This is a genomic window from Amphritea pacifica (assembly GCF_016924145.1).
Classification (GTDB): domain Bacteria; phylum Pseudomonadota; class Gammaproteobacteria; order Pseudomonadales; family Balneatricaceae; genus Amphritea; species Amphritea pacifica.
Genome location: NZ_JAFFZO010000007.1, coordinates 58,857 through 81,935 on the forward strand (window position 1 = coordinate 58,857; position 23,079 = coordinate 81,935).

The window sequence follows — 23,079 nt, forward strand, 5'->3', positions numbered from 1 at the left end:
GTTTTTTATGCCTTAAAGCGAGTAGTTTACTGCCCGATAAGACGCCTGACAGCCGCTTCCGCACTGACCAGCCGCTGTGCGCCCCAGCCTTCGACTATTTCAAAAGGGCGATTGAGCCGCTGAATCTCCAACAGATGACGCTCATAGAGCCGCTCCCGGTCATCCGGGTTTTGCCGCAGGGGATCAGGTTCCCAGGGAAGATCAGGTTTACATACCAGATACACATGGGATGACTCCTGAGCGATCCCGGCACTGATAATCGGGGGACAGCAACCAAACACCTCTTCAGCCCAGATCTTATAATTGATCAGATCCGTATCAAAAATCCCCAGCGGAGCTGCACAACTCACTTCACGCTGCTGATATTGCCGATGCATCACACTCAAACGGCTCAGCAACTCAAGATCATACTCCGGCCCATGCTGCTCAAGATAATAACGAGCATACTCAAGGGCAAAGGGCAGATTCAACAGTCTGGCCAGATGTTCAGTCAGCGTGCTTTTAGCGGACGACTCCGCCCCCGTTATCACAATCCGCACTAACTATTTCCAGCGACAGCAAGCGCTAACCGCTGCGACCTGTGCCATTGAATCCAGCCATAGATCCCCAGTCCCAGAAAGATGGCGTATTGGAATGAATAGATCGGCGCTGCTTTAATCCAGTAGATGTAGATACCCAGCACATTGACAATGCACCAGCCGACCCAGTTCTCCATCCGTTTACGGGCCTGAAGAAACTGAGCAAAAAAACTTAACACGGTGGTCACTGAATCCAGCCATAACAGCGAAGGCTGGGGTATCCAGCTAACCTTTTCAGCTAACAGAGAGATACCCAGTCCCCACCCGAGAATAGCAAGTGTAACGATAACAACCAGTAACTGTTGCTGTCTCTGCGACAACCATTGCGGCACAAACGCTCCCTGCTCTACTGCAGCCCCTCGTTTGATCCACACCATCCAGCAGTACAGCTGAATCGGAATATAGGAAAGATAGAGGATGCCATCAGACAGCAGTTGCCATTCGGTTATCGCCAGCCAGGCGGAGATAGACGCCCAGAGGATACCCAGCGGCCAGCCGAGAATGTTTTGCCGGGCAATCAGAATCACCCCAAGGATGGCACTGACGGTGGCAATAATCTCCAGGGGAGTACTGCCAAACAGTTGCAACCACTGGATTGAAGCCAGAATATTATTTTCCATAACGCTGTTTCATATTTTCCATGAGACAGAAAGTGACACTATTTTTACCGGAGCACACTATACCCCAGGTCGGGGCACAATAGGACAGTCAGTTACCCGCCTGACAGCAAAACGCCTGCACATAGCAGGCGTTTTCACTACGACTGACCTGTTAGCCAAGCGCGGGATAATCGGTATAACCCTCAGCCCCCGGACCGTAGAACAGTTCGAAACGCGGTGGATTCAGTTCAGCATCCTGTTGCAGTCGTGTTGGCAGATCAGGGTTAGCAATAAAGGGAATCCCAAATGCCACAGCATCCGCTTTACCTTCCGCCAGCCACTGATTCGCCTGCGCTTTGGTGAACTTCTCATTCGCGATCACCGGGCCACCAAACAACCGCTTTAAATAGGGCGTCAGACTGTCGTCCCCCTCCAGCTCGCGCGTTGAGATAAATGCGATACCTCGCTTACCCAGTTCAGAGGCGACATAACCAAAGGTCTCCCGTGGATTCGAGTCGCCCATATCGTGGGCATCCATCCGGGGTGCCAGATGTACAGCAACCCGATCTTTACCCCAGACATCGATACAGGCGTCGGTCACTTCCAGCATCAGACGGGCACGGTTTTCCAGCGAGCCGCCATACTCATCATTCCGCAGATTCGTTTTATCCTGCAGAAACTGGTCCAGCAGATAGCCGTTGGCACCGTGAATATGTACACCATCGAAACCTGCTGCCCTGGCATTAGCCGCGCCCTGACGAAAGGCTTCGACAATCTCTTTGATCTCATCCAGAGTCAGTGCCCGGGGCTCAACATACACTTTTGGGGGGCGCACCAGGCTAACATTGCCTTCGGGTCTTACTGCACTGGGAGCAACGGGCAGTTCACCGTTCAGATACACAGGATCAGAGATACGGCCGACATGCCATAACTGCAGAAAGATCAGACCTCCCGCCTGATGTACCGCATCGGTTACCTGTTTCCAGCCTTCTACCTGTGGCTCAGACCAGATACCGGGAGTATCAGGATAACCGACACCCATCGGCGTGACGGAGGTTGCTTCAGCCAGAATCAGACCAGCACTGCTTCGCTGAGCATAATATTCTGCCATCAGCGCGTTTGGCACCCGGCCTTCATCAGCCCGGCAACGGGTTAAGGGTGCCATGACAATACGGTTTTTCAGGGTCAGATCACCCAGGGTCAGAGAATCAAATAGGGTTGGCATCGGTACCTCCTGTTAATGCTTGCGCTTATAGTTGCTCGTGCAGACGTGTGAGAAATTGCTGAATCACCGCTTCATTGCGCGTGAAAAAATTCCACTGCCCTACTTTCTTGCTGCTGATAAAACCAGCACGTTGCAGGGTTGCCAGATGGGCTGAAATCGTAGACTGAGACAAGCCGGCCTTCTGATCGATCATACCGGCACAGACTCCAAAGCTCAGTGGGTGCTGCTGATCGGCAAAAAACAGCTCCGGTTGTTTCAGCCAGTGCAAAATATCCCGACGCACCGGATGCGACAGGGCCTTGATCATCTCATCAAGTTCAGCAGAGCTCATAGCACTCCTTAATTCAGCATTTATATATCTCTATATCGCGATATAACGAAATATAGTTCGTTCTCGTCCAATATACAACGATTATCCTGCAACACTTACTCGCCCTCTGTCATTTACACCGGGAGAATAATGGCAGAGTTTGTTAGCATAGTAATAAGAATTCCACCCCAAAGTGCCTATAAATAAGCGCCTATAAATAAGTGCCTATATATGAAGAAAAAAACACTGGTGTCCTGGAGCAGCGGAAAAGACAGCGCGTGGGCGCTGTATCAGCTACAAAAGGATCCGGACATCGAACTGAAAGGTCTGGTTTGTACCATTAACAAGGAATTCGATCGTGTTGCGATGCATGGTGTACGGGTAGAGTTACTCAAAGCCCAGGCCAGAAGTATCGGTTTACCGCTGGAGATCATTGAACTGCCCAATCCTTGTAGCAACGAAGACTATGCAGAAATCATGGGTCGCTTTGTACGGCGACTGCAAAACGATGGCATCGACTGTATGGCCTTTGGTGACCTTTATCTTGAAGATATTCGGGCCTATCGAGAGAAAAATCTGGCAGGAACCGGTATTACGCCGCTCTTCCCACTATGGCAAATTCCCACCGACCAGTTATCCAGAGAGATGCTGAAGGGTGGGCTGAAAACAGTGATTACCTGCGTTGATCCGGCACAGGCACCAACTGACCTGGCCGGTAGAGAGTATGATCAGACCTTGATTGATGAACTACCGGATTCGGTTGATCCCTGTGGCGAGAATGGTGAGTTTCATAGTTTTGTCTTTGATGGGCCGATGTTCCGCAGCAAAATAGAGATCAGCATCGGAGAAATTGTTACCCGTGATAACTTTATCTTTGCTGACTTTTTGCCCGTTAAACCAAACCGCCAGGGCGGTTAACGGGTGAAACAACCGGAGTATAAATACCAGTAAAAATAGTCCATATTAACCCTGACAGAATCTGCAGGAGCGCGCGTGTGGAAAAAACCATTTTCTTCAGCGATCAACTCAATCATCACTCTTATAGCTATCATTAACACTCTGTTTCATGGAGGAAAACATGTCTCCCAAAGAGATTGGCCAGGCTTACAACGGCATCACTCATCTGTGGCAAAGCGATAAGTTCAACCGTACAAATGGTATTGCCCAGCATGAGCGGGCGATTGCCTTCACACAACAGCAGCGAACAGCGTTAGATGTGGGTTGCGGCTGTACCGGTAGATTCATCGATCTGCTGCTGGAAAAAGGCTTCGCAATTGAAGGCGTGGATATCTCAGATGAGATGATCAGGCTGGCCCGACAACGCCATCCGCAGATCCGCTTTCACCATCAGGATATCTGTCAGTGGGTGCTGCCGCAAAGCTATGATTTTATCACCGCCTGGGACAGCATCTGGCACGTTCCTCTTGAGCAACAGGAAGCGCTCCTGAGCAAACTGTTTAATGGCCTTAACCCCGGAGGCGTGTGTATTTTTTCCTGTGGTGGCACCAATACGCCTGACGAACACACCGATAGATTTATGGGGCCTGAAGTGTATTACTCCACACTAGGCATTCCCGGTTTTCTGAAAGTGATTGACGCCTCAGGTTGTATCTGCCGCCACCTGGAGTTTGACCAGCACCCCGAATTGCATGCGTACTTTATTGTCCAGAAACCGGGTAAGGCAGCCTGTACGCCCTGATTTAGTGCAACATCAACATTTTTAGCAGAAAAAAAACTACTCTCGATACAATAGGTTGAAATACCTTTTTCATTAGCGCATTTTATACTGCAGGTTTTCACAAACGATCATTAACAGGTAAACAATTCATGAGCATGATTCACTTTGTCGGTGGCGAAAAAGGTGGGGTTGGCAAATCGGTACTGTCGCGCCTGCTATCACAATATTTTCTGGATAACGCCATGCCCTATACTGGCCTGGATGCAGATCAGTCCCACCCAACGCTGAGTCGCTACTACCTGGACTATACCCGCCCCATCAACCTGGATCACTTTGAAAGTATCGACCAGATCATGGAGCTGGCGTTAGAGAACGATTGCAATATTCTGATCGACCTGCCGGCACAAAGTGAGCGTTTCCTCGACCGCTGGATTGAGGAAAACGGTGTCATCGAGATGTGTGAAGAGATGGGTATCAAGCTGGCATACTGGTATGCCGTCGACAGCGGGCCTGATTCGGTCAAGCTGCTGGATAATTTTCTCACTAAATACAATGATCAGTTTACCGTTCTGGTCGCTAAGAATCAGGGCCGCGGCAGCGACTTCTCCAATATTGAAGCGCTGCCTCAACTGCAAAACTCAGACCGGGAAAGCATGCCGCTCTATCAGTTCTATATCCCCGCTCTGCACACCTCCACCATGCAGAAGATTGAAAAACTTGGATTGAGTTTCTGGGCAGCAGCGAACCTGAAAGACAGCGAAGTCGAGCACCTCGGCATTATGGAACGGCAACGTAGCAAAGTCTGGGTGAATAAGGTTCACCAAACCCTGGGGGTTCTGCTCAGCTATCTGTAACTGCTAACTGGCCAGTGTGACCCCATTCTGGCCCGTTTATTTCCAGCTTTATACACTGCCCTATTTTTCAGCCGCAAATCGATACCCGATCTGCTAAACTCGCGCCTGTTAAAATGTTAAGGCACAGGTCATGAGTTTCGCATCATTTGGTTTACACCCCGCTCTGCTGCAGGCCATCGAAGAAAAAGGCTATCATCAGCCCACCCCGATTCAACAGGAAGCGATTCCGGCTGTTTTAAAACATCAGGATCTGATGGCGGGTGCGCAGACCGGCACCGGGAAAACCGCCGCGTTCGCACTGCCCATTCTGCACACACTGGGAGACAGGAATACACCTGCACCGGCGGTTAAAGCGCTGATTCTGACACCTACCCGGGAACTGGCGCAGCAGGTGGGACAGAGCTTCAGGCGCTACGGTCAATATCTGCCACTGCGCACTGTGATCGCCTATGGCGGTGTCAGCATCAACCCTCAGCTGGAAGCTATCGAACAGGGGGTTGATATACTGGTGGCAACGCCAGGCCGGCTGATTGATCTGCTCTCCCGCGAGGCAATCGATCTGAGCCAACTGGCGTTCTTTGTGCTGGATGAAGCCGACCGGATGCTGGATATGGGCTTTATCGATGATATCAAACGGATTTTGCGCTCAGTACCGGATAGCCGCCAGACACTGCTGTTTTCCGCTACCTTTGATGATGCCATATTCAAACTCAGCCAACAGCTGCTGAACAACCCGATCCTGATCGAGGTAGATGAGCGCAATACCGCCGCCAGCCAGGTCAAACAGATCGCCTATGAGGTGGATAAACAGCGTAAGCGTGAGATCACCTCTTACCTTATCGGTGCCAATAACTGGCAACAGGTGCTGGTGTTTACCCGCACAAAACAGGGCGCCGATGACCTGGCGAAAGAGATGTGTAAAGACGGTTTAAAAACCGAGGCGATACATGGCGATAAGTCTCAGGGAGCGCGAGAACGGGCGCTTGAAGGGTTTAAAAATGGCACCATCCGGGTGTTGGTGGCCACCGATGTCGCGTCCCGTGGTTTAGATATTCAACAACTGAAATATGTGATCAACTATGAGCTGCCGCATAACGCTGAAGATTATATCCACCGCATAGGACGCACAGGACGGGCAGGTGAAACGGGCTTGGCAATCACATTATTAAGTGCCGATGAAACGTGGTTGCTTGATGAAGTCCATAAAATTCTCGACACTCCGCTGATGCAACAGTGGTTACCCGGATATGAACCCGATCTGGATCAGGATTTCTCCCCGTCGAAGAAGAAAAGCAGTAATCGGAGAGGACAAAGTCGAACTGGCCGCGTCAAACCCGCGGGACGTTCACGGCGTCGATAGGAGTATAACGGTGCAAGATATTCTAGATGAGATCGTCGCCACAATCGGCGCGAGTAAAGAGCGCGGTAAGGTAGCGGATTATATTCCGCAACTGGCCTGTATTGATCCCAACCAGTTCGCCATTACCGTGGCGCTGGCAGACGGACGGGTATTCAGTTCGGGACACAGCGACCGGCTGTTCTCGATACAGAGTATCTCCAAAGTATTTACCCTGACGATTGCTCTGGGCAAACTCGGTGACGCGGTATGGTCCCGGGTTGGACGTGAACCCTCAGGCGATCCGTTTAATTCCATCGTGCAGCTGGAACATGAAAACGGTAAACCCCGTAACCCATTTATCAATGCCGGTGCAATTGCCATCGCCGATGCCATTCTGAAGGGTCACCAGCCAAAAGAAACACTGGGCGAGATTCTGCAATTTGTTCGCTTTATTGCGGATGATGACAGTATCGGCATCGATGAAAAAGTAGCGCAGTCAGAACTGGTCACCGGTGATCGGAATGCCTCTCTGGCTCACTTTATGGCGTCATTCGGGCGGATGAAGAACCCGGTCGATTGGGTTTTAGGCACCTATTTCCACCACTGCTCCATTGCGATGAATACAGAGCAGCTGGCCCGCTCAGGACTGTTTCTGGTCGATAATGGCCGCAACCCGGTGTCCGGAACCCGGGTGATCTCGGCCCTGCGCGCCCGCCGAATTAACTCGTTGATGCTGATGTGCGGTCACTATGATGGCTCAGGCGAATTCGCCTTCCGGGTCGGTCTGCCCGGCAAGAGTGGTGTTGGCGGCGGTATTTTGGCGATAGCGCCGGGCAAGGCATCGATCGCGGTATGGTCACCGGGCCTGGATGAGGTTGGCAACAGTAAACTGGGCACCGAAGCGCTGGAGAAGCTGGTACAGCATACCGGCTGGTCTATTTTTGGCTAGCACTCCTATCGAAATTATTGACAGTGTTAAGACACTACTTACGGTGCATATTTCACAGAATTGCAGTTGATAACTACACTAATTTAAAACGGTTGTTTGCAATAATGCGCAAACCACTGAAGCCTATCAACTGCAATTCCATTATTCGATCCTTGAATGCACTATTGCGCAAAAATTTCACAATACAGGGAATGAAAATAAAGAGGTGAAGTATGGCTATCGACTGGAAAGCAATAGCTGATATTTTAAATGCGATCGCATGGCCTTTGGTTGTTGGAATATCATTATTCGCCATGCAAAAACCGCTCTCCACATTAGTTGAGCAGATAGGTAAACGGATCACTAAGCTATCCTATGGTGACTATGCTATTGAGCTGTCCGCTCTGCCTGAAATGAGATCCAGTTCGGTTGCAGCTTTTGATGTAAGACAGCTCACTCCAACAAAGCTTTTTGACAGCGCATCACACGAACTGTTTAAACAACTGGCAGCAACACAAGATGCCGATTATGCCATCATTGACCTTGGTGAAGGCGACAAATGGCTCTCCTCCCGTTTATACATTTTTGCCCTGATTCTTGGGAGAGTGAGTCACTTAAAGTCTTTTGTCTTTGTTGAAACCCGGGATGGAATTAGCAGATGCCTGGTTGGCACAGCAACTCCTTCGGGCATATTCACATCACTTGCAAAGCATTACCCCTGGTTTGAATCAGCTTTCATCAAAGTATATGCCGACATCGCTCCTGATCCTAAAACCTCAACACAGCCTTTTGAACTGGCTGAACTTGCAGTATCAAACTCCTGGCAGCTATCTGATTTAATACGAAAATACATTGAGGAGATACAGCAATCAGCATATCCCCCACCAGAATCAGAAAATGAGTGGGTTTCTTTCGGGGAACCGGTTCAAATATGGGAACGGTCACGCTGGCTAAATGGCCAGATGGTTGAAGAGTTACTCGCATCGGGACTCTCAACAACATCCCTCATTGATTCCCCTGAATATAATACGCAAACAAAAGTACGCGCCATATTGCGTCTTACAGATGCGAACTATGTTGTACTGACCGATAAAAAAGAACGCTTCCAGCAACTGATCGACAGATCTGAACTGTTAGAAAAGTTAGCGAAAACAGCCGAATAAAAAACATCTGACACACTATATGAGAGACCTTAAAAAGGCAGGTTTTCCATGTGATTTTCAGGCATTTTGGTAAACTGCTGCCTCACAGAGATGACATATCTCAAAACAGCCCGAATCTAAGGACTCTATCGTGTACACAACAGGCTCAGCAGCGATCGCCTTGTGCAACCCCAAAAGCCCCTCCAATGTAGGTGCTGTAATGCGCGCAGCGGGTTGCTATGGTGCATCGGCCATCTACTACAGCGGCACACGGTTTGAGCGCGCGGCTAAATATCACCAGGATACCCGCGACATCAATAAGCAGATCCCTTTAACCGCAGTGGACTCCTTTACCGGACTGGGCGCCCCGCATCAAAAGCTGATCTGTGTTGAGCTGGCCGAAGGCGCTGTCCCCCTGCCCGATTTCGTTCATCCTCAGGATGCCCTGTATATCTTCGGCCCGGAAGATGGTTCAATTGAACAGTCGATTGTTGATCTGGCCGATGCCGTTGTTTATGTGCCCACTATTGGCTGTATGAATCTGGCGGCCACGGTCAATGTACTTCTCTATGACCGTCTGGCAAAGCAGAACCGTGAGATAGACCATGGTAAGCTGATTAAACAGAGCCGCGATGTAAATAACCGTCTGGTTTATAAAAGCCCCTGAGCAGACGCTGTCTGCGACTATCTCTGCTCGGTCAGTTCAGTCTCAACGAACGCTTCAACCCGGTTACGCCCTTTGTTCTTTGCCAGATATAACGCCCGGTCGGCGCGATCAATCAGATCATTCCGGGTTTCATCTGGTCTGAGCTCAGCGACACCAAACGAGAGCGTTACATGGCCATAGACCTCTTCTGAGTTGGCTCTTTTTAAGCGGTTTTTTGCCACACACTGCCTAAGCTGATTGGCTACGATAAGAGCACTTTTTATCTCTGTCTGCGGCAGAATAATAGCAAACTCCTCACCGCCAAAACGGCAGATAAAGTCCCGTCCCTTAATCGATCGCTTTAACTGCTTGGCGACAAACTGCAGTACTTTATCCCCCACCAGATGACCATAATCATCATTAAACTGTTTAAAACAATCGATATCGCATAGCAGTAAACTGAGTGGTTCACCCTGCTCTGTCGCAGCATCAATCAAACTCTCTAATGTCAGATCAAATGCACGACGGTTAGAGACGCCGGTTAACGGATCAACATGAGACTCTTCCCTGACCTCGTTAATCGCTTTGCGAATTTCGCGAACCTCTTTCAGCACATCGGAGAGCTGAGCGCCTAACAGCTGCTGTGACTGAGCCACTTCGCGGGTATCCTGAATGGCCGCATCCACTGCTGTCAGTGTCAGCTCCGACGCTGCATCCGAGTTCAGCAGGTCAGCAAGTCGATTCAACCGTTGAGAATACTCTAGCAGGTCACCACTGGAAGTGCTGCAGCTGCTGACAACGCCCGATACAATCCCCTTAAGCTCAGACCGGATAAGGTCAAGCGCTTCCTCATCCTGAGTGTAAAACTTGCGGTACAGATTCCAGAGATCTTCATTCAGGTTATCGCTGCCCGAAGCGAGGAGTGCCTTAAACTCGCTATTGAGTGCCCGGCTCCGGCCATCGATGAGATCGTATGCGAGACGGTAGTTAAGGGGCGAGCCCGGCACCTGATGCTCAGCTAACACCGACAACGCAAGTCTCAGATTGGCGGCCGCCTTATCATAGCTATCTTCAGAGTAGGGATTTTGCTTGTTGTGCCCCATGAAAAACACTTCTTTTAGCCAATTGAAGTTAGACTATACGATAAATTTTTACGGGTATGTAGCACGTTTTCATACTTTCTGTGTCGCGCCTGTAATGATTTATAACAGGGCTATCGCAAGCGCTACAATTGACAATCAAGGCAGATAAAACGGTGCAATGAGCCACGCCTCTATCGCTGATAGATCATAACAATACCGATCAGAATAGTAACCGCTGCCACAACCCTTTGCTTCCAGGCGGTACGTTCCTGGAAGAACAGAATCGATATAACCGATGCGATGATAATCCCTGCATTAGAATACGCCACCACGACCGCAGAGGGCATCTGCTTCATGGCAAAAACCACCAGCGCATACGCCAGCCCTATACAGAGCCCCCCCGCCAAGAGCGCCACGGGCGAAATCATGGTTGCCGGTCGCCAGCGCCCCGTTGACCGATACAGTATCAGGGTCATCGCCAGCCAGGAACAGAGATAGCCCACAGAGATGAAACCAACAATTGAGCCGAAGTTTACCAGACTTGCAACCGCCGCTTTATCACTCAGCGAATAGACACTGGTCCCCAGCATTGCCACGACTGCCCAGGGCAATGCCCGTTTATCGGAAGGCGAACCTGAACTAAACGCCAGAATCATCAACCCGACCACACTGACGATAATACCCGTCCATGCCCACGCTCCCAGTGTTTCCCCCAGCAACAGCACGCTCCAGATCGCAATCAGTAGCGGCGAACTTCTCACCAGCGGGTAAACCAGGGGGACCGGTGCATGGTGATAGGCCTGCCGCAATCCCATAAAATAGACCACATTAGCAGACGCCGAGACTAGCAGCAGCAAAACAAAGGAGAGCGTCCAGTCAACCTGTGTCAGCAGCGACCAGAATCCCCAGGGCCCCAATATCACCAGATGGGTCAGTAACACCCACCACAACGGCATTGCAGCAGACGACTGATAACGGGCGATCAGGTTCCAGGTCACATGCATCATCACCGACAGGACAACAGCAATTTCCGGTTCAAGTATCATTATCGAGCTCAACAACCCCTTCTATCTCAAACAGCATTCCATCCCGGGCAATATGTACCCCTTCCGGTAGTGTAGCTGCGGAATGCTCCAGCCAGCAATCCAACCGATGGCTTATATGAGTGAGCCAGAGACGGGTTGCCCCACTGTGTCGCCACAGATCCAGTGCGGTATTCAGATCGTTATGGTTGCGGGGCATCGATTCCCGGGGAGGCTCGCTGCAATCCAGCACCAGATCATCCACCGGATAACGTTGCAGATAACTCAGAGTCTCAGCAGGAAAACCTGCTGTATCGGTCAGATACGCCATGCAATAATCGCCATTGCTTATCAGATAACCAAAGGTCTCTCTGGAGTGAATCAGCGGTAAAGCAACCACTCTGAACCCCGGCCATTCAACAGAATCAAAAGGTTTGAAGGGGGGCTGAAACTGAAATACACCCGGATGTTTATACAGATCATCGGCCCCAAGAGGATCATCGGGTCGGAAAACCGGTATCTGCCTGGCCTCTTCAGTCCAGCGCAGATGAAACAACCCCTGTACATGATCCATATGAAAATGGGTCAGCAGCACTCGTTTCACGGAATCAAAACTGAACCGCTCCGCCAGATCGGTCAGACCAGCATCAACCAGGGTTACTCCCTCCCCGGTATGGATCGCCAGAGAAGCGCTTCTGCGACGTTTAGCCGGGTCAGTCTGAGCCTGAAGACAGGCACTGCAGCGACAACCCCAAACAGGAACGCCCGCCGCATTACCACTGCCTAAAAACTCAATTTTCAACATCTGCGGTGATCTCTGTATAATTCATCACAACGCGGTGAAACTGATCGACCGCAGAACAAAGATCGGTATCATTGGCGATCTCCATTGCCCGACCATGCAGGCGTTGTTGAAAGATCTGATTACGGGCAATTCTGGCATCAATTTCGCCACCCTCTTCCCGCCCCCGCGCCAGCAGGCGCTGTCTCAGTACAGTCGGATCAACGGTCACCAGAATTGGAATCAGTCGATCACCAAAACAGGAGATCGCCTCTTCCAGATGAGCCCGCGAACCATTCACCACGACCGAATAGCCGCTGTTAAGCCAGTGACTGATCTCAACACCGATCGCATAACGGCAATTATTCGCCTGCCACTGCATGCTGAATAATCCTGCCTGAGAACGCTGTTGAAACTCTTCTTCACTCAGCTCAACATGATTCTCACCACCGGCTTGCCAACAGCGGGTTATGTAGCGGTGCGCAAACAGCACCGAAGACCCGCCGCCGAGACGATCACGCAGACCATTGATAAGGGAATCCTTTCCGCTGCCCGACGGACCTGCCACATAGAATAGATATGACATCTTGTCAGAACGCCCGCTGACCATTTTTCCACACATGCAGGATATGTGGATGATCGCTTGTTGCCTCACACCAGATCAGATCCGCTTTTAATCCGGGGGCAATGCGGCCACGGTCAGTTAAGCCAACCGACTTTGCCGGGTTATAACTGACCAGCGCAGTCGCTTTCGCCAGGTCATACTGATTATTCTCATCATCGGCCAGCTTGAACGCTGCATCCAACAGACTGGCGGGATAGTAATCACTGGAGAGAATATCCAATAACCCCTCTGATGCCAGTGTATGGGCAGCAATATTCCCAGAATGTGAGCCACCGCGCACCACGTTAGGCGCCCCCATCAGCACTGCCATACCATGACCATGAGCTTCCCGGGCCGCTTCATAGGTGGTCGGAAATTCAGCAATCACCATATTAAAGCCCAGTGACTCAGTCACATGCTCACGGGTAGCATCATCGTGACTGGCCAGCGGAATACCCCGTTCATCGCAGAGAGCACAGATTTCCTTACGATACTGATCACTATAAAGGCTGCTGGCTTCGGTCTGACGCTGAATAAAGGCTTCCATCTCAGTATCAGAGAGTTTGTATTTACCCTGATAATACTGACGATATTTCTCAATACTGGCAAACTGGCGCTGTCCCGGCGAGTGATCCATCACCGATACCAGTTGCGGCTGATACTTCTCAGACAGCTGCTTAAAGTTGCCGAGGGTATCTTCATGACTGACTTCACAACGCAGATGTAGCAGGTGATCAGAACGGGTCAGTCCCCTATGACGGCTTTCATTCAAAGCATCCGCCATTCGGGTCAGATTGTTAAGTCGATCACTGCCCTCCACCACATCTCCCACCGAGATTGCATCAAACACCGTGGTGATACCGGCACTGATCATCTGCGCATCATGAACCTTAAAGGCAGATAAACCAGGCCAGGCGACACCAGGACGCGGCGTGAAGTGTTTCTCCATATTATCGGTGTGCAGCTCCACCATACCGGGTAGCAGAAAACCGCCTTCACAGTCGACGGCTCCCGGCAAAGTAACAGAGCCCGGATCAATCGACCGGATCAGACCTTCACTGATAGAGACTGAGCCATGAATGACCTCGTCTTCCAGCACAATATGCGCGTTTGTAAGAATCATGCCGGTACCCTTTCATCGGTGAATAACGAATCTGCCTGACGGTCAGAATTAACATGGAAGATCTGATCCGCCACGGCATCACGAACCTCGGCATCGTGAAAGATCCCCACCACGGCTGTCCCGCGGTTACGGGCCTGACGGATCAGATCCACCACCACCGCCGCATTGCGCTGATCCAGCGACGCAGTCGGTTCATCCAGCAACAGAACCGGATAATCGACGATAAAGCCCCGGGCGATATTGACCCGCTGCTGCTCGCCACCGGAAAACGTGCCCGGTGGCAGTGACCAGAGCCGTTCAGGGATATGCAGCTGCTCCAGCAGTTCAGCCGCTTTAGTATGGGCTGTTGCAACGTTGACACCCCGCTCACGCAGCGGCTGAGCCACCACATCCAGAGTAGCCACCCGTGGAATCACCCGCAGAAACTGGCTGACATAGCCGATAGTTTCCCGGCGAATCTCCAGCAGGGTCTGACTGGCCGCACCAGTTATAGCGGTCATTTCGCCACGATGGCGCACCGCTATTGAGCCACTGGTTGGCAGGTAGTTGGCGTAAAGTGAACGCAGCAGCGTACTTTTGCCGGAACCACTTTCACCAAACAGCACGGTGCACTCGCCCTGCTTCGCGACAAAATCGATACCATCGAAGACCGGCAGCTTGATACCGCCCTGATTGTGCAGGGTGAACACCTTGGTTAACCCCTGCACCTCTATCATTGTTTGCATTATGTTGCTTCCCGGAATTATGAGGTCAGTACGGAGGACACCAGCAGTTGGGTATAAGCGTGCTGAGGGTCATCAAGCACCTGATCGGTGAGGCCGGTTTCAACCACCCGGCCGTGACGCATCACAATCAGTCGCTGCGCCAGCAAGCGGGCCACCGCCAGATCATGGGTGACAATCACTACCGCCAGGTTCATTTCGGTCACCAACTGACGCAGCAGATCCAGAAGCCGCGCCTGTACCGACACATCCAGACCACCGGTTGGCTCATCCATAAACACCAGGCGGGGATGAGTGACCAGATTACGGGCGATCTGCAGCCGCTGCTGCATCCCTCCGGAGTATGTAGTTGGTTTATCGTCAATACGGGCGATATCCAGCTCCACATCGCTCATCCAGCTCTGTGCGGTATCCCGCAGATTGCCGTAATGACGCTGACCGGTGGCCATCAGCCGCTCACCAATATTCGCTCCGGCAGAGACCCCCATACGCAAACCATCCCGGGGATGCTGATGCACAATACCCCACTCGGTGCGCTGCAGATGACGCTGGCGGGACTCGCTCAGAGCATACAGATTGACCCGCTCGGCAGCCCGGGTCAGATAGTGAATATCACCCTCATCAGGCGCAAGCCGGGCAGAAAGACAGTTCAGCAGCGTTGACTTGCCTGAACCTGATTCCCCAACAATCCCGAGCACTTCACCGGGATAAAGATCGAAACTAACCGCCTCACACCCCTTCCCTGCGGCATAGAGTTTGGTGAGGTTTTCCACCTGTAAAATAGGTTCAGCGTTCATACTGGCATCTCCTGGCTGGCCATCCGCTCACGACAATAATCGGTGTCTGAACAGATAAACTCATGGGCTCCCTGGTCATCCATAATCACCTCATCGAGGAAGCTCTCAGTTGAACCACAGATAGCGCAGCACTGCTTCCAGGTCTGCACCTCAAACGGATGGTCTTCAAAATCAAGACTCTTAACATCGGTGTAAGGCGGGATCGCATAGATCCGTTTCTCCCGCCCGGCACCAAACAGTTGTAGCGCCGGTGAGTTATCCATTTTCGGGTTATCAAATTTAGGGATTGGCGAGGGGTCCATCACATAACGTCCGTTAACCAGCACCGGATACGCGTACGCCGTGGCAATATGGCCAAACTGGGCAATATCCTCGTAGAGTTTGATATGCATCACGCCGTAATCCTCCAGCGCGTGCATCTTGCGGGTTTCCACTTCACTGGGTTCAATAAACCGCAGCGGCTCAGGAATCGGCACCTGATAAACCAGCACCTGCCCCGCCTGAAGAGGTTTTTCCGGAATCCGGTGACGGGTCTGAATCAGGGTCGCCTCCTCCGTTCTTTCGGTGGTTTTCACCCCGGTGAGATCACGGAAAAAGGCCCGGATACTGACCGCATTGGTGGTGTCATCCGCGCCCTGGTCGATCACCTTAAGGCAGTCATTCTGACCAATCACCGCCGCTGTTACCTGCATACCACCGGTACCCCAGCCATAGGGCATCGGCATCTCGCGACCACCAAAGGGCACCTGATAACCGGGAATAGCCACCGCTTTCAACAGTGCCCGGCGGATCATCCGTTTGGTCTGTTCATCCAGATAAGCGAAGTTATAACCTTCCCGAATAGTCTGTGGATTCATCAGTTCGTTTCCTTAGCAGAATCACTCTGCTCAGCAGCCCGTATACGTCGCAACAGCTCCAGTTCCGACTGGAAATCAACGTAGTGAGGCAGTTTCAGGTGAGAGACAAAACCCGCGGCTTCGACGTTATCGCAGTGAGACAGGACAAACTCCTCCTGCTGCGCCGGGGAGACCACCTCTTCGTCGTAGTCAGCGGCTTGCAGTGAACGGTCCACCAGCGCCATCGCCATCGCTTTGCGCTCACACTGACCAAAGCCCACCCCATAACCCCGGGTGAATTTCACCTCGCCATCACGGTGCCGGGTAAAGCCATTGACCATCTCACACTCGGTCATCTGAATAGTGCCGATCTCGATTTCGAACCCCAGCTCCTCCGGCACTATGGACACCTCAACCTCACCGATGCGGATCTCTCCTGCAAAGGGGTGGTTGCGGCCATAACCCCGCTGGGTGGAGTATCCCAGCGCCAGCAGGAAGCCCTCATCCCCCTGCACCAGAGACTGCAGGCGAGCGCTGCGATCCGCCGGATAGGTGATCGGATCGCGGGTAATATCGGAGGGTTCGCGCTGATGATCGGTCTCGCTGACCATCAGGTGCTCCCGTTCCAGAATCTCCAGCACTTTAGACACCGGTTCAACAGAGACAGGGTCAGCAGGCATCTCAGCAGACGAACCAATATCAGCAACAGAGGGTTCACTAATCTCTCCCTCAGCCATCAGGCTGAAATCCAGCAAGCGATGGGTGTAATCAAAGGTTGGCCCCAGCACCTGTCCACCGGGCAGATCCTTATAGGTCGCAGAGATACGCCGCTCGATCTGCATCCCTTCGGTATTGATCGGCTCACAGATCCCAAAACGGTTCAGTGTGGTTTTATAGGCGCGCAGCAGAAAGATCGCTTCCACCAGATCGCCAGCGGACTGTTTGATCGCCAGCGCGGCCAGCTCTGGATCATAAACCGCCCCCTCAGTCATCACCCGGGCAACCGCCAGTGGCAGCTGTTGTTCAACCTGACTGACCGACAGTTCCGCTTCGCGGGTATCACCACGGCGAACTTTCGCCAGTAATTCATGGGCAGCGCGAATCGCCTTTTCGCCCCCTTTTACAGCTACGTACATTCAATTCACCTCCACACGGGTGGTTCGGGGAATAGCGGTGGCAACATTGTCGGCCAGCAACACGATGTCCAATCCCAGCGGAAACGGGTCGGGCCGCGCGGTCAGATAGCTGATCAGGGTTGTCGGCAAAGAGACCACCGACAGGCTTCGCTGATCCGGTATGCCCGGCCCCTGCAGAGTTAACTGTGTGGCTCCCGGCAGTGCCATATCAGACAACTGCGCTACCTGAACCAGCAGGGTGCAGCCCCGATCCGGGTACTCGGCTGAACCCAGTTTGAGCTGATCCAGCGCGGGCAACTGATCAGCCCGGCAGAGCACGAAATCCGCTTCGCTGAGATCCCGGGTCAGATGACAACCGGTGTGAAAACTCAGATTCTTCGACACACTGTCGCTATTAAACGATTCGGCTAACCAGATCCGGGTAGTCGAATCCAGCAGCGCTAAGCAGGTTGAAAAGGCCGCCGGACACAGCGTCTCCAGTGCCCCGGACTGATCCAGTTGTTCAATCACACCCGGTTCGCTCATCACTTTAAGCAGCGACCGGAAAACCTGCTGTGCATCGGTGACTGCATCTTTAAAACCGGCCTGTAGTGCAATACTGTTCATCGCTTAGTCCTCCCCTCTGACCAGGGTAAAGAAATCTACTTTAGTGGCGGCGGTCACCTGCTGTTTCACCTGTTGAGACTCGCCAGCCTGCTGTTTCAACGGTTCAATTACGTTGTCCGTCAGGTGCTGATGAAAGTCAGACAGCTGTAACATCGCATCCAGCTGTGCCGCCCGCAGGGCATGGGGCTTATTACGCCCGGCAACATAGCTGAACCCCAGCGAGCCCCCCTGACTGCGGACCACGCAACGGGTGACGGTCATATCCCCCATATTGAAGGCATCGCCTTTGCCGCCCATCCGGGCACGCACCTGGGTCAGGCCGATCTCCGGCGCACGTATAACGTCAAACGGCATATCACTGACCACTGAATCGGATAGCTGCAATAGTGTCTCTGTGGGGGCTTGTGCCAGCACAGAGATCCAGTACTGGCGCTGCTCAGTAGTTATATTCATGGTGTTGGTTCCACTCGATATTCAAAGTAATCACTGCGGCTACGGGCGATTGAGTATTCACGCAGTGCGCCGGACTGCCTGCAATAGTTGCGGGTATGCACTTCCATGACCGGAATCCCGCGACTGATAGCCAGCTGGTTGCACTCATCAAAGGTTGGCATGCGAGCCCTTAACCGGGTGGTGCCCCGCTGCAGTACCAGATCAAAATTCTGCAGCAGATAAGTATGCAGCGACCCCTCACTGAAGTTATTCAGCGCATCGTCCGGCAGATCAAACAGATAGTGACGGATCAGACACACCGGTTCGGAGCCGATAAAACGACGGGTTTGTAACTCGATAATCCGGGGCGGATCGGCTAACGCCAGCCGTTCGGCCAGTGCCTCGGGTAACACCGCCACCCGGCACCCCACCACTTCGGTCTCCAGCCCCAGTCCAATCTGATTCAGGTTATGGGAGAATGCCGCCCGGTCATGCAGGGCATAATCGATCGGTTTCTGCACCACCCGGCAACCCAGCCCCTGATGGCGTCGCACCAGCCCATCCTGTACCAGCTCATCAATCGCCCGCCGAACCGTATGCCGGTTGACATCAAACCGATCTGCCAGCTGGTTTTCCGGTGGTAACAGGTCGCCCGGGGTATACTGGGCGCTGATCTCTTCTCTTAACTGAGTTGCAATTTTTTGGTAAATAGCCATTTGTCTATACAAGTCCCGGGGCTAAAAAAATATCAGATGAAGGCTTTGCGCAGCCGCTGAGACAACAGGTCGGTCAGGGTTACGCAGATAACAATCACGATCATCACGGCACAGGTTTGCTGAAACTGAAAACCACGAATACTCTCCCAGAGAATCACACCGACGCCCCCCGCACCGACCATGCCAACCACGGTGGCGGAACGCACATTGGATTCAAAACGGTAAAGTGAGTAGGAGATCCACAACGGCAGAACCTGTGGAATAACACCGTAAAGAATCTCTTCTAAAATATTGGCACCGGTTGCTCTGACCCCCTCGACAGGACGGGGATCGATCGCTTCAACCGCCTCGGAAAAGAGTTTAGCCAGCACCCCGGTGGTGTGAATAAACAGGGCAAGCACCCCGGCAAATGGCCCAAGGCCAACCGCCACAACAAACAACATGGCAAATACCATCTCATTGATCGCACGGGTCGCATCCATCAAGCGCCGCACCGGCTGGTAGATCCATACCGGCATCAGGTTTTCAGAACTGAGTATGCCGAATGGGATAGAAAGCAGTATGGCGAGTACTGTTCCCCAAAGCGCGATATGGATCGTAACCGCCATCTCTTCGAGGTAAAACCTGATGTCACTAAAGTCAGGTGGAAAAAAGTCCGCAGCAAACTCCGCCATATTGCCCGCATCACGGATCAATACCATCGGGTTCATCTCGGCACCTTCCCAGCCCCATCCAAGCATGGCGAATAAAACACCCCAGCTCAGCGCGGCCATCCAGTTAAATGGCTTGCTGACTATGGTATTTTTATTGACGTACGCATCTGTAGTCATGGTCTGATTCCGTTTACAAAGCGGGAAACCCGCAGCGCTTAAGCAAGCGCTGCGGTTGTCGGATCAATTAAAGCGCAGCCGCCTGAAGCGCTGCCATACGACGGTTCAGTACCGCCAGTTGCTCATCAATCTCTTTGATTTTCTCAGCTTTTTCAGCATCGGACAGATCAGAATTGTTGATCATCTTCGCACGGTTTTTGAACAGTGCCAGCTGACGGATAGGCAGCAGTTGATCATCACTGGAGGCTTTGAATGGAGCCCATTGCAGGTCCTTCAGAATATCCAGCTCTTTAGCATCGTTCGTTTTGCCGTAGTTCATGAAGAAGTCATAGATTTTGCTCTTATCAGCTTCAGCCAGATTCTTACGCCAAACGATCGGGTCAGATGGGATCAGTGGAGATTTCCAGATAACCTTCACTTTATCGACCATCTCTGGATGAGTGATCGCTACACGACCAAGGTTCTCAGTGTTGTTGGTGGCAACATCAACCTGACCGTTAGCAACCGCCATAAAGTTAGCTTCGTGGCTGGCATTGGTGACACGCTTAAACGCTTTTTTGGCATCAACACCGTTCTTGGCAAACACATAGTAGCTAGGCACCAGGAAACCAGAGGTTGAGTTTGGATCTCCGTTACCAAACGCCAGCTCGCTGCTGTTCGCCAGCACATCTTCAACACTGTTCAGTTTGTCATTGTCTGCAGACGCCAGCAGTACACTCCAGTAACCAGGATTACCGGTGACATCAACCGTCTGAGCAAAGATCTCGCCACCCGCACGATCAACAGCTTCCATTGCAGATTTATTGCCATACCAGGCAACATCTACTTTATTAAAACGCATCGCCTGAATAATGCCGGCATAATCAGAAGCAAAGAACGGCTTAACCTCCATATTCAGCTTTTTAGACATATCAGCCAGAAACGGAACCCAGATAGTTTTCAGGTTCTGGGAAGTTTCGGTAGAGATAATGCCGAAATTCAGCGTCTTTAACTCTTCAGCCTGAGCCACACTGACACCAGTCAGCGCCGCAGTGATCGCCAGGCCAGCAGCCAGCTTCGAAAACACTTGCTTAAGTTTCATTGAAATTTACTCCGGGTTTTAGTTCAGTTTCACACAGGGTTAAGTTCAGGGTTTAGATCTAAATGAGCGTGTTTTGCAGGCACTTCATGTGCCTGAGATCCAAGCGTTCCTTCGGATATCCGGGTGCCGTAGAGATCGGTTAACAGAGAGGTTTCAAGCCCATCTATAGAGCCGTCAAAATAGATCTCTCCCTCTTTCAGCGCGATCGCACGACTACAATATTTCTGCGCATATTCAACCTGATGCAGCGTTACCACAACGGTGATACCCATCTCCCGGTTGATCCGCTGCAGGGTTTCCATCACCTGCCGGGAAGATTCCGGATCCAGTGATGCGATCGGCTCGTCGGCCAGAATAATTTCGGCTTCCTGCATCAGCGCTCTGGCGATAGCCACCCGCTGTTGCTGGCCGCCTGAAAGATCAGAAGCCCGTTTCAATGCATGCTGACGCAGACCGACAGATTCCAGAGCCTCAAGTGCTTTTAGTTTCTCTTCATCGGTAAACCAGCCCAGCAGGCTGCGATAGGTAGGGATACGGCTCAGCGCACCAATCAACACATTGGTCTGAACACTGAGGCGGTTAACGAGATTGAACTGCTGAAAGACATTACCGATACGGGCACGGGTAGCCCGCAGTTCCTTTGCCGGCCGGCCATTTTGCTGCACTTTGCGGCCCAGCACCTCAACCGTTGATGGCGAGTTACGATTGGCAAAGGTCAGTCCCGAAAGATGGCGCATCAGCGTTGACTTCCCGGAACCGGAAGAGCCAATCAACGCAACCATCTCACCTTTTTGCACCTCAATCGACACATCTTTCAGAACCGCAACACGATTGAAGCTTTTGCGCAAAGCAGTAATTTTGATAGCAGGCATGAAATCCAATCCTCTATTTGATTGCATGCAAGCTTAGGCCGGATTTATGACAGCGAAGTTATCTAGACATGTTAGTTTTTTTACAGTTTTATTTACGCTGCGTGGCGAAACCAGAAGTATGTCACAAAGCGATTTAGTAACAGTACTTAACCAGAAAATCCTCACCCGACAGAGTCCGGAAATCATCCATTCGCTCAGCTAATATGGCATCATCCCAGTCCCACCAGCACAGCTGGTTAAACCCCTGAATCACCTCATCACTGAAGCGTTTACGTATCGGTTTTGCCGCCACACCCGCGACAATGGTGTAGTCTTCAACATCTTTAGAAACCACTGCTCCGGCGGCGATCACCGCACCATTGCCCACAGTGACACCGGCCAGAATCACCGCGCCGTGGCCGATCCAGACATCGTTGCCAATGCTCACTGGCTGATCCCGACGCCACTGAAAAAAGGATTCATCATCGTCACCTAAGCCATACATAGAACTGCGGTAGGTGAAGTGATGCATCGCCGCTTTTTCCACCGGATGGTTGCCTGGATTCAATCGGGTATGAGAGGCAATCGAGCAGAACTTACCTATCGTTGTATTAATGATATCGGAATCATTGCCCACATAGGCGTAGTCATCCAGGCGGGAATTCACCAGTTTGCAACGCTCGCCAACCTCATTAAAGCGCCCAAACTCTACATCCATAACCTGCGCATCAGCCGCGATAGTGGGCTGTTCGGATAACCGTTTCATAGTCTCTCTCGCTGCATCTCTGAAATGGGTGAGAGCGTAAGGATTATTGATGAAAGAAATATGACAGTTGGACGACACAAATGATCAGAGCAGATCAACAGGCGCGGATTAAGAGTGTTGATTATCCGTCAGGAACTGCAAAACGGTAGCCTTGTGTGCATCCTTCCGGACGATAGCCAGCAAGCCGATATCCACGCAATCTACCCATCACGGCTGGAGACCTCAGCAAAACGTAAAGTGTTTGTCACCCTACTCGAAACAGCACTGAAAAAGGTTTAAAGCGCCTCGTCTATAGGTTGAATGTATAGCCCATATCAAAAAGCGATATTGTACTTATATCAGGCAAGCCAATAAGTTTGTTTCTATGCTGATAAGGAGGGCTGATGTGGCACAGT

28 protein-coding genes are annotated in these 23,079 nt (G+C 51.8%); 8 read left to right on the plus strand and 20 right to left on the minus strand.

Annotation, left to right across the window (positions count from 1 at the left end; genetic code table 11):
* Positions 1-26: 26 nt before the first annotated feature.
* The 4 genes from JW499_RS05080 to JW499_RS05095 form a co-directional block, all read right to left on the minus strand.
* Positions 27-539, minus strand: a complete 513-nt coding sequence (locus JW499_RS05080; protein WP_205209583.1) for an AAA family ATPase — start codon at positions 537-539, stop codon at positions 27-29.
* On the minus strand, positions 539-1,198 hold the full coding sequence (gene pnuC / locus JW499_RS05085) for a nicotinamide riboside transporter PnuC (protein WP_205209584.1): 660 nt from the start codon (positions 1,196-1,198) through the stop codon (positions 539-541). The genes JW499_RS05080 and pnuC overlap by 1 nt, the downstream gene beginning before the upstream one ends.
* 151 nt (positions 1,199-1,349) lie before the next feature.
* Positions 1,350-2,402, minus strand: coding sequence for an alkene reductase (locus JW499_RS05090; RefSeq protein WP_205209585.1), 1,053 nt, complete (start codon positions 2,400-2,402; stop codon positions 1,350-1,352).
* 25 nt (positions 2,403-2,427) lie between these two features.
* A complete protein-coding gene (locus tag JW499_RS05095) occupies positions 2,428-2,733 on the minus strand; it encodes an ArsR/SmtB family transcription factor (protein WP_205209586.1) in 306 nt (101 codons plus the stop codon).
* A 210-nt stretch (positions 2,734-2,943) separates the two neighbouring features.
* On the opposite strand from JW499_RS05095, the gene JW499_RS05100 reads away from it, so the two are divergent.
* The 7 genes from JW499_RS05100 to JW499_RS05130 all read left to right on the plus strand — a co-directional run bounded on the left by JW499_RS05100 (position 2,944) and on the right by JW499_RS05130 (position 9,320).
* The gene (locus JW499_RS05100) at positions 2,944-3,630 is read left to right on the plus strand and encodes a Dph6-related ATP pyrophosphatase (RefSeq protein ID WP_232846246.1); all 687 of its coding nucleotides are present in this window, start codon (positions 2,944-2,946) and stop codon (positions 3,628-3,630) included.
* Positions 3,631-3,790: 160 nt separating this feature from the next.
* Positions 3,791-4,411 carry a class I SAM-dependent methyltransferase gene (locus tag JW499_RS05105; RefSeq protein WP_205209587.1) on the plus strand — a complete coding sequence of 207 codons (621 nt, stop codon included), beginning with the start codon at positions 3,791-3,793 and terminating at the stop codon, positions 4,409-4,411.
* Between the two features lie 128 nt (positions 4,412-4,539).
* Positions 4,540-5,244 (plus strand): P-loop NTPase family protein, encoded by a 705-nt coding sequence (locus JW499_RS05110; RefSeq protein WP_205209588.1) that lies wholly within the window; start codon positions 4,540-4,542, stop codon positions 5,242-5,244.
* Between the two features lie 130 nt (positions 5,245-5,374).
* A complete protein-coding gene (locus JW499_RS05115; protein WP_205209589.1) occupies positions 5,375-6,604 on the plus strand; it encodes a DEAD/DEAH box helicase in 1,230 nt (409 codons plus the stop codon).
* 10 nt (positions 6,605-6,614) lie between these two features.
* Positions 6,615-7,532, plus strand: a complete 918-nt coding sequence (locus JW499_RS05120; RefSeq protein ID WP_205209590.1) for a glutaminase — start codon at positions 6,615-6,617, stop codon at positions 7,530-7,532.
* Positions 7,533-7,744: 212 nt separating this feature from the next.
* Entirely contained in the window at positions 7,745-8,674 is a 930-nt protein-coding gene (locus JW499_RS05125) for a hypothetical protein (protein WP_205209591.1), read from the plus strand.
* A gap of 130 nt (positions 8,675-8,804) precedes the next feature.
* Complete coding sequence (locus tag JW499_RS05130; RefSeq protein WP_205209592.1) at positions 8,805-9,320, plus strand: RNA methyltransferase; 516 nt, start codon at positions 8,805-8,807, stop codon at positions 9,318-9,320.
* Between the two features lie 17 nt (positions 9,321-9,337).
* On the opposite strand, the gene JW499_RS05135 is transcribed toward JW499_RS05130, so the two are convergent.
* The 16 genes from JW499_RS05135 to JW499_RS05210 form a co-directional block, all read right to left on the minus strand.
* Positions 9,338-10,402, minus strand: coding sequence for a GGDEF domain-containing protein (locus JW499_RS05135; protein ID WP_205209593.1), 1,065 nt, complete (start codon positions 10,400-10,402; stop codon positions 9,338-9,340).
* Between the two features lie 170 nt (positions 10,403-10,572).
* Positions 10,573-11,427, minus strand: coding sequence for an EamA family transporter (locus tag JW499_RS05140; protein WP_205209594.1), 855 nt, complete (start codon positions 11,425-11,427; stop codon positions 10,573-10,575).
* Entirely contained in the window at positions 11,417-12,208 is a 792-nt protein-coding gene (gene phnP / locus JW499_RS05145; RefSeq protein ID WP_205209595.1) for a phosphonate metabolism protein PhnP, read from the minus strand. The genes JW499_RS05140 and phnP overlap by 11 nt, the downstream gene beginning before the upstream one ends.
* The gene (gene phnN / locus JW499_RS05150) at positions 12,195-12,770 is read right to left on the minus strand and encodes a ribose 1,5-bisphosphokinase (protein WP_205209596.1); all 576 of its coding nucleotides are present in this window, start codon (positions 12,768-12,770) and stop codon (positions 12,195-12,197) included. Before phnN ends, phnP begins: the two co-directional genes overlap by 14 nt.
* 4 nt (positions 12,771-12,774) lie before the next feature.
* Complete coding sequence (phnM, locus tag JW499_RS05155; RefSeq protein WP_205209597.1) at positions 12,775-13,911, minus strand: alpha-D-ribose 1-methylphosphonate 5-triphosphate diphosphatase; 1,137 nt, start codon at positions 13,909-13,911, stop codon at positions 12,775-12,777.
* Complete coding sequence (gene phnL, locus JW499_RS05160) at positions 13,908-14,636, minus strand: phosphonate C-P lyase system protein PhnL (protein WP_232846247.1); 729 nt, start codon at positions 14,634-14,636, stop codon at positions 13,908-13,910. The genes phnM and phnL overlap by 4 nt, the downstream gene beginning before the upstream one ends.
* Positions 14,637-14,653: 17 nt before the next feature.
* A complete protein-coding gene (gene phnK, locus JW499_RS05165) occupies positions 14,654-15,430 on the minus strand; it encodes a phosphonate C-P lyase system protein PhnK (RefSeq protein ID WP_205209598.1) in 777 nt (258 codons plus the stop codon).
* Entirely contained in the window at positions 15,427-16,287 is an 861-nt protein-coding gene (locus tag JW499_RS05170) for an alpha-D-ribose 1-methylphosphonate 5-phosphate C-P-lyase PhnJ (protein ID WP_205209599.1), read from the minus strand. Before JW499_RS05170 ends, phnK begins: the two co-directional genes overlap by 4 nt.
* Positions 16,287-17,402: a carbon-phosphorus lyase complex subunit gene (locus tag JW499_RS05175; protein ID WP_205209600.1), complete on the minus strand. Its 1,116-nt coding sequence runs from the start codon at positions 17,400-17,402 to the stop codon at positions 16,287-16,289. Before JW499_RS05175 ends, JW499_RS05170 begins: the two co-directional genes overlap by 1 nt.
* The gene (phnH, locus tag JW499_RS05180; protein WP_205209601.1) at positions 17,403-18,008 is read right to left on the minus strand and encodes a phosphonate C-P lyase system protein PhnH; all 606 of its coding nucleotides are present in this window, start codon (positions 18,006-18,008) and stop codon (positions 17,403-17,405) included.
* A gap of 3 nt (positions 18,009-18,011) precedes the next feature.
* Positions 18,012-18,461 carry a phosphonate C-P lyase system protein PhnG gene (gene phnG, locus JW499_RS05185; protein ID WP_205209602.1) on the minus strand — a complete coding sequence of 150 codons (450 nt, stop codon included), beginning with the start codon at positions 18,459-18,461 and terminating at the stop codon, positions 18,012-18,014.
* Positions 18,458-19,156, minus strand: coding sequence for a phosphonate metabolism transcriptional regulator PhnF (phnF, locus tag JW499_RS05190; RefSeq protein WP_205209603.1), 699 nt, complete (start codon positions 19,154-19,156; stop codon positions 18,458-18,460). Before phnF ends, phnG begins: the two co-directional genes overlap by 4 nt.
* Positions 19,157-19,188: 32 nt before the next feature.
* Positions 19,189-19,986 carry a phosphonate ABC transporter, permease protein PhnE gene (gene phnE, locus JW499_RS05195; RefSeq protein ID WP_205209604.1) on the minus strand — a complete coding sequence of 266 codons (798 nt, stop codon included), beginning with the start codon at positions 19,984-19,986 and terminating at the stop codon, positions 19,189-19,191.
* A 67-nt stretch (positions 19,987-20,053) separates the two neighbouring features.
* Complete coding sequence (gene phnD, locus JW499_RS05200) at positions 20,054-21,067, minus strand: phosphonate ABC transporter substrate-binding protein (protein WP_205209605.1); 1,014 nt, start codon at positions 21,065-21,067, stop codon at positions 20,054-20,056.
* Positions 21,068-21,096: 29 nt separating this feature from the next.
* On the minus strand, positions 21,097-21,939 hold the full coding sequence (gene phnC, locus JW499_RS05205) for a phosphonate ABC transporter ATP-binding protein (protein WP_205209606.1): 843 nt from the start codon (positions 21,937-21,939) through the stop codon (positions 21,097-21,099).
* Positions 21,940-22,072: 133 nt separating this feature from the next.
* On the minus strand, positions 22,073-22,684 hold the full coding sequence (locus JW499_RS05210; protein ID WP_205209607.1) for a DapH/DapD/GlmU-related protein: 612 nt from the start codon (positions 22,682-22,684) through the stop codon (positions 22,073-22,075).
* A gap of 114 nt (positions 22,685-22,798) precedes the next feature.
* On the opposite strand from JW499_RS05210, the gene JW499_RS05215 reads away from it, so the two are divergent.
* On the plus strand, positions 22,799-22,963 hold the full coding sequence (locus tag JW499_RS05215; RefSeq protein ID WP_205209608.1) for a type 2 periplasmic-binding domain-containing protein: 165 nt from the start codon (positions 22,799-22,801) through the stop codon (positions 22,961-22,963).
* Positions 22,964-23,079 lie beyond the last annotated feature (116 nt).

Excerpts from the sequence above, each read along its gene's own strand:
- JW499_RS05135 (WP_205209593.1), bottom strand. The coding sequence starts at position 10,402 with ATGGGGCACAACAAGCAAAATCCCTACTCTGAAGATAGCTATGATAAG.
- phnN (WP_205209596.1), bottom strand. The coding sequence starts at position 12,770 with ATGTCATATCTATTCTATGTGGCAGGTCCGTCGGGCAGCGGAAAGGAT.
- JW499_RS05115 (WP_205209589.1), top strand. The coding sequence starts at position 5,375 with ATGAGTTTCGCATCATTTGGTTTACACCCCGCTCTGCTGCAGGCCATC.
- JW499_RS05110 (WP_205209588.1), top strand. The coding sequence starts at position 4,540 with ATGAGCATGATTCACTTTGTCGGTGGCGAAAAAGGTGGGGTTGGCAAA.
- phnL (WP_232846247.1), bottom strand. The coding sequence starts at position 14,636 with ATGCAAACAATGATAGAGGTGCAGGGGTTAACCAAGGTGTTCACCCTG.
- phnM (WP_205209597.1), bottom strand. The coding sequence starts at position 13,911 with ATGATTCTTACAAACGCGCATATTGTGCTGGAAGACGAGGTCATTCAT.
- phnP (WP_205209595.1), bottom strand. The coding sequence starts at position 12,208 with ATGTTGAAAATTGAGTTTTTAGGCAGTGGTAATGCGGCGGGCGTTCCT.
- JW499_RS05175 (WP_205209600.1), bottom strand. The coding sequence starts at position 17,402 with ATGTACGTAGCTGTAAAAGGGGGCGAAAAGGCGATTCGCGCTGCCCAT.
- JW499_RS05125 (WP_205209591.1), top strand. The coding sequence starts at position 7,745 with ATGGCTATCGACTGGAAAGCAATAGCTGATATTTTAAATGCGATCGCA.
- phnC (WP_205209606.1), bottom strand. The coding sequence starts at position 21,939 with ATGCCTGCTATCAAAATTACTGCTTTGCGCAAAAGCTTCAATCGTGTT.
- phnE (WP_205209604.1), bottom strand. The coding sequence starts at position 19,986 with ATGACTACAGATGCGTACGTCAATAAAAATACCATAGTCAGCAAGCCA.
- phnK (WP_205209598.1), bottom strand. The coding sequence starts at position 15,430 with ATGAACGCTGAACCTATTTTACAGGTGGAAAACCTCACCAAACTCTAT.
- JW499_RS05210 (WP_205209607.1), bottom strand. The coding sequence starts at position 22,684 with ATGAAACGGTTATCCGAACAGCCCACTATCGCGGCTGATGCGCAGGTT.
- phnF (WP_205209603.1), bottom strand. The coding sequence starts at position 19,156 with ATGGCTATTTACCAAAAAATTGCAACTCAGTTAAGAGAAGAGATCAGC.
- JW499_RS05095 (WP_205209586.1), bottom strand. The coding sequence starts at position 2,733 with ATGAGCTCTGCTGAACTTGATGAGATGATCAAGGCCCTGTCGCATCCG.
- phnH (WP_205209601.1), bottom strand. The coding sequence starts at position 18,008 with ATGAACAGTATTGCACTACAGGCCGGTTTTAAAGATGCAGTCACCGAT.
- JW499_RS05105 (WP_205209587.1), top strand. The coding sequence starts at position 3,791 with ATGTCTCCCAAAGAGATTGGCCAGGCTTACAACGGCATCACTCATCTG.
- phnG (WP_205209602.1), bottom strand. The coding sequence starts at position 18,461 with ATGAATATAACTACTGAGCAGCGCCAGTACTGGATCTCTGTGCTGGCA.
- JW499_RS05140 (WP_205209594.1), bottom strand. The coding sequence starts at position 11,427 with ATGATACTTGAACCGGAAATTGCTGTTGTCCTGTCGGTGATGATGCAT.
- JW499_RS05090 (WP_205209585.1), bottom strand. The coding sequence starts at position 2,402 with ATGCCAACCCTATTTGATTCTCTGACCCTGGGTGATCTGACCCTGAAA.
- pnuC (WP_205209584.1), bottom strand. The coding sequence starts at position 1,198 with ATGGAAAATAATATTCTGGCTTCAATCCAGTGGTTGCAACTGTTTGGC.
- JW499_RS05170 (WP_205209599.1), bottom strand. The coding sequence starts at position 16,287 with ATGAATCCACAGACTATTCGGGAAGGTTATAACTTCGCTTATCTGGAT.
- phnD (WP_205209605.1), bottom strand. The coding sequence starts at position 21,067 with ATGAAACTTAAGCAAGTGTTTTCGAAGCTGGCTGCTGGCCTGGCGATC.
- JW499_RS05100 (WP_232846246.1), top strand. The coding sequence starts at position 2,944 with ATGAAGAAAAAAACACTGGTGTCCTGGAGCAGCGGAAAAGACAGCGCG.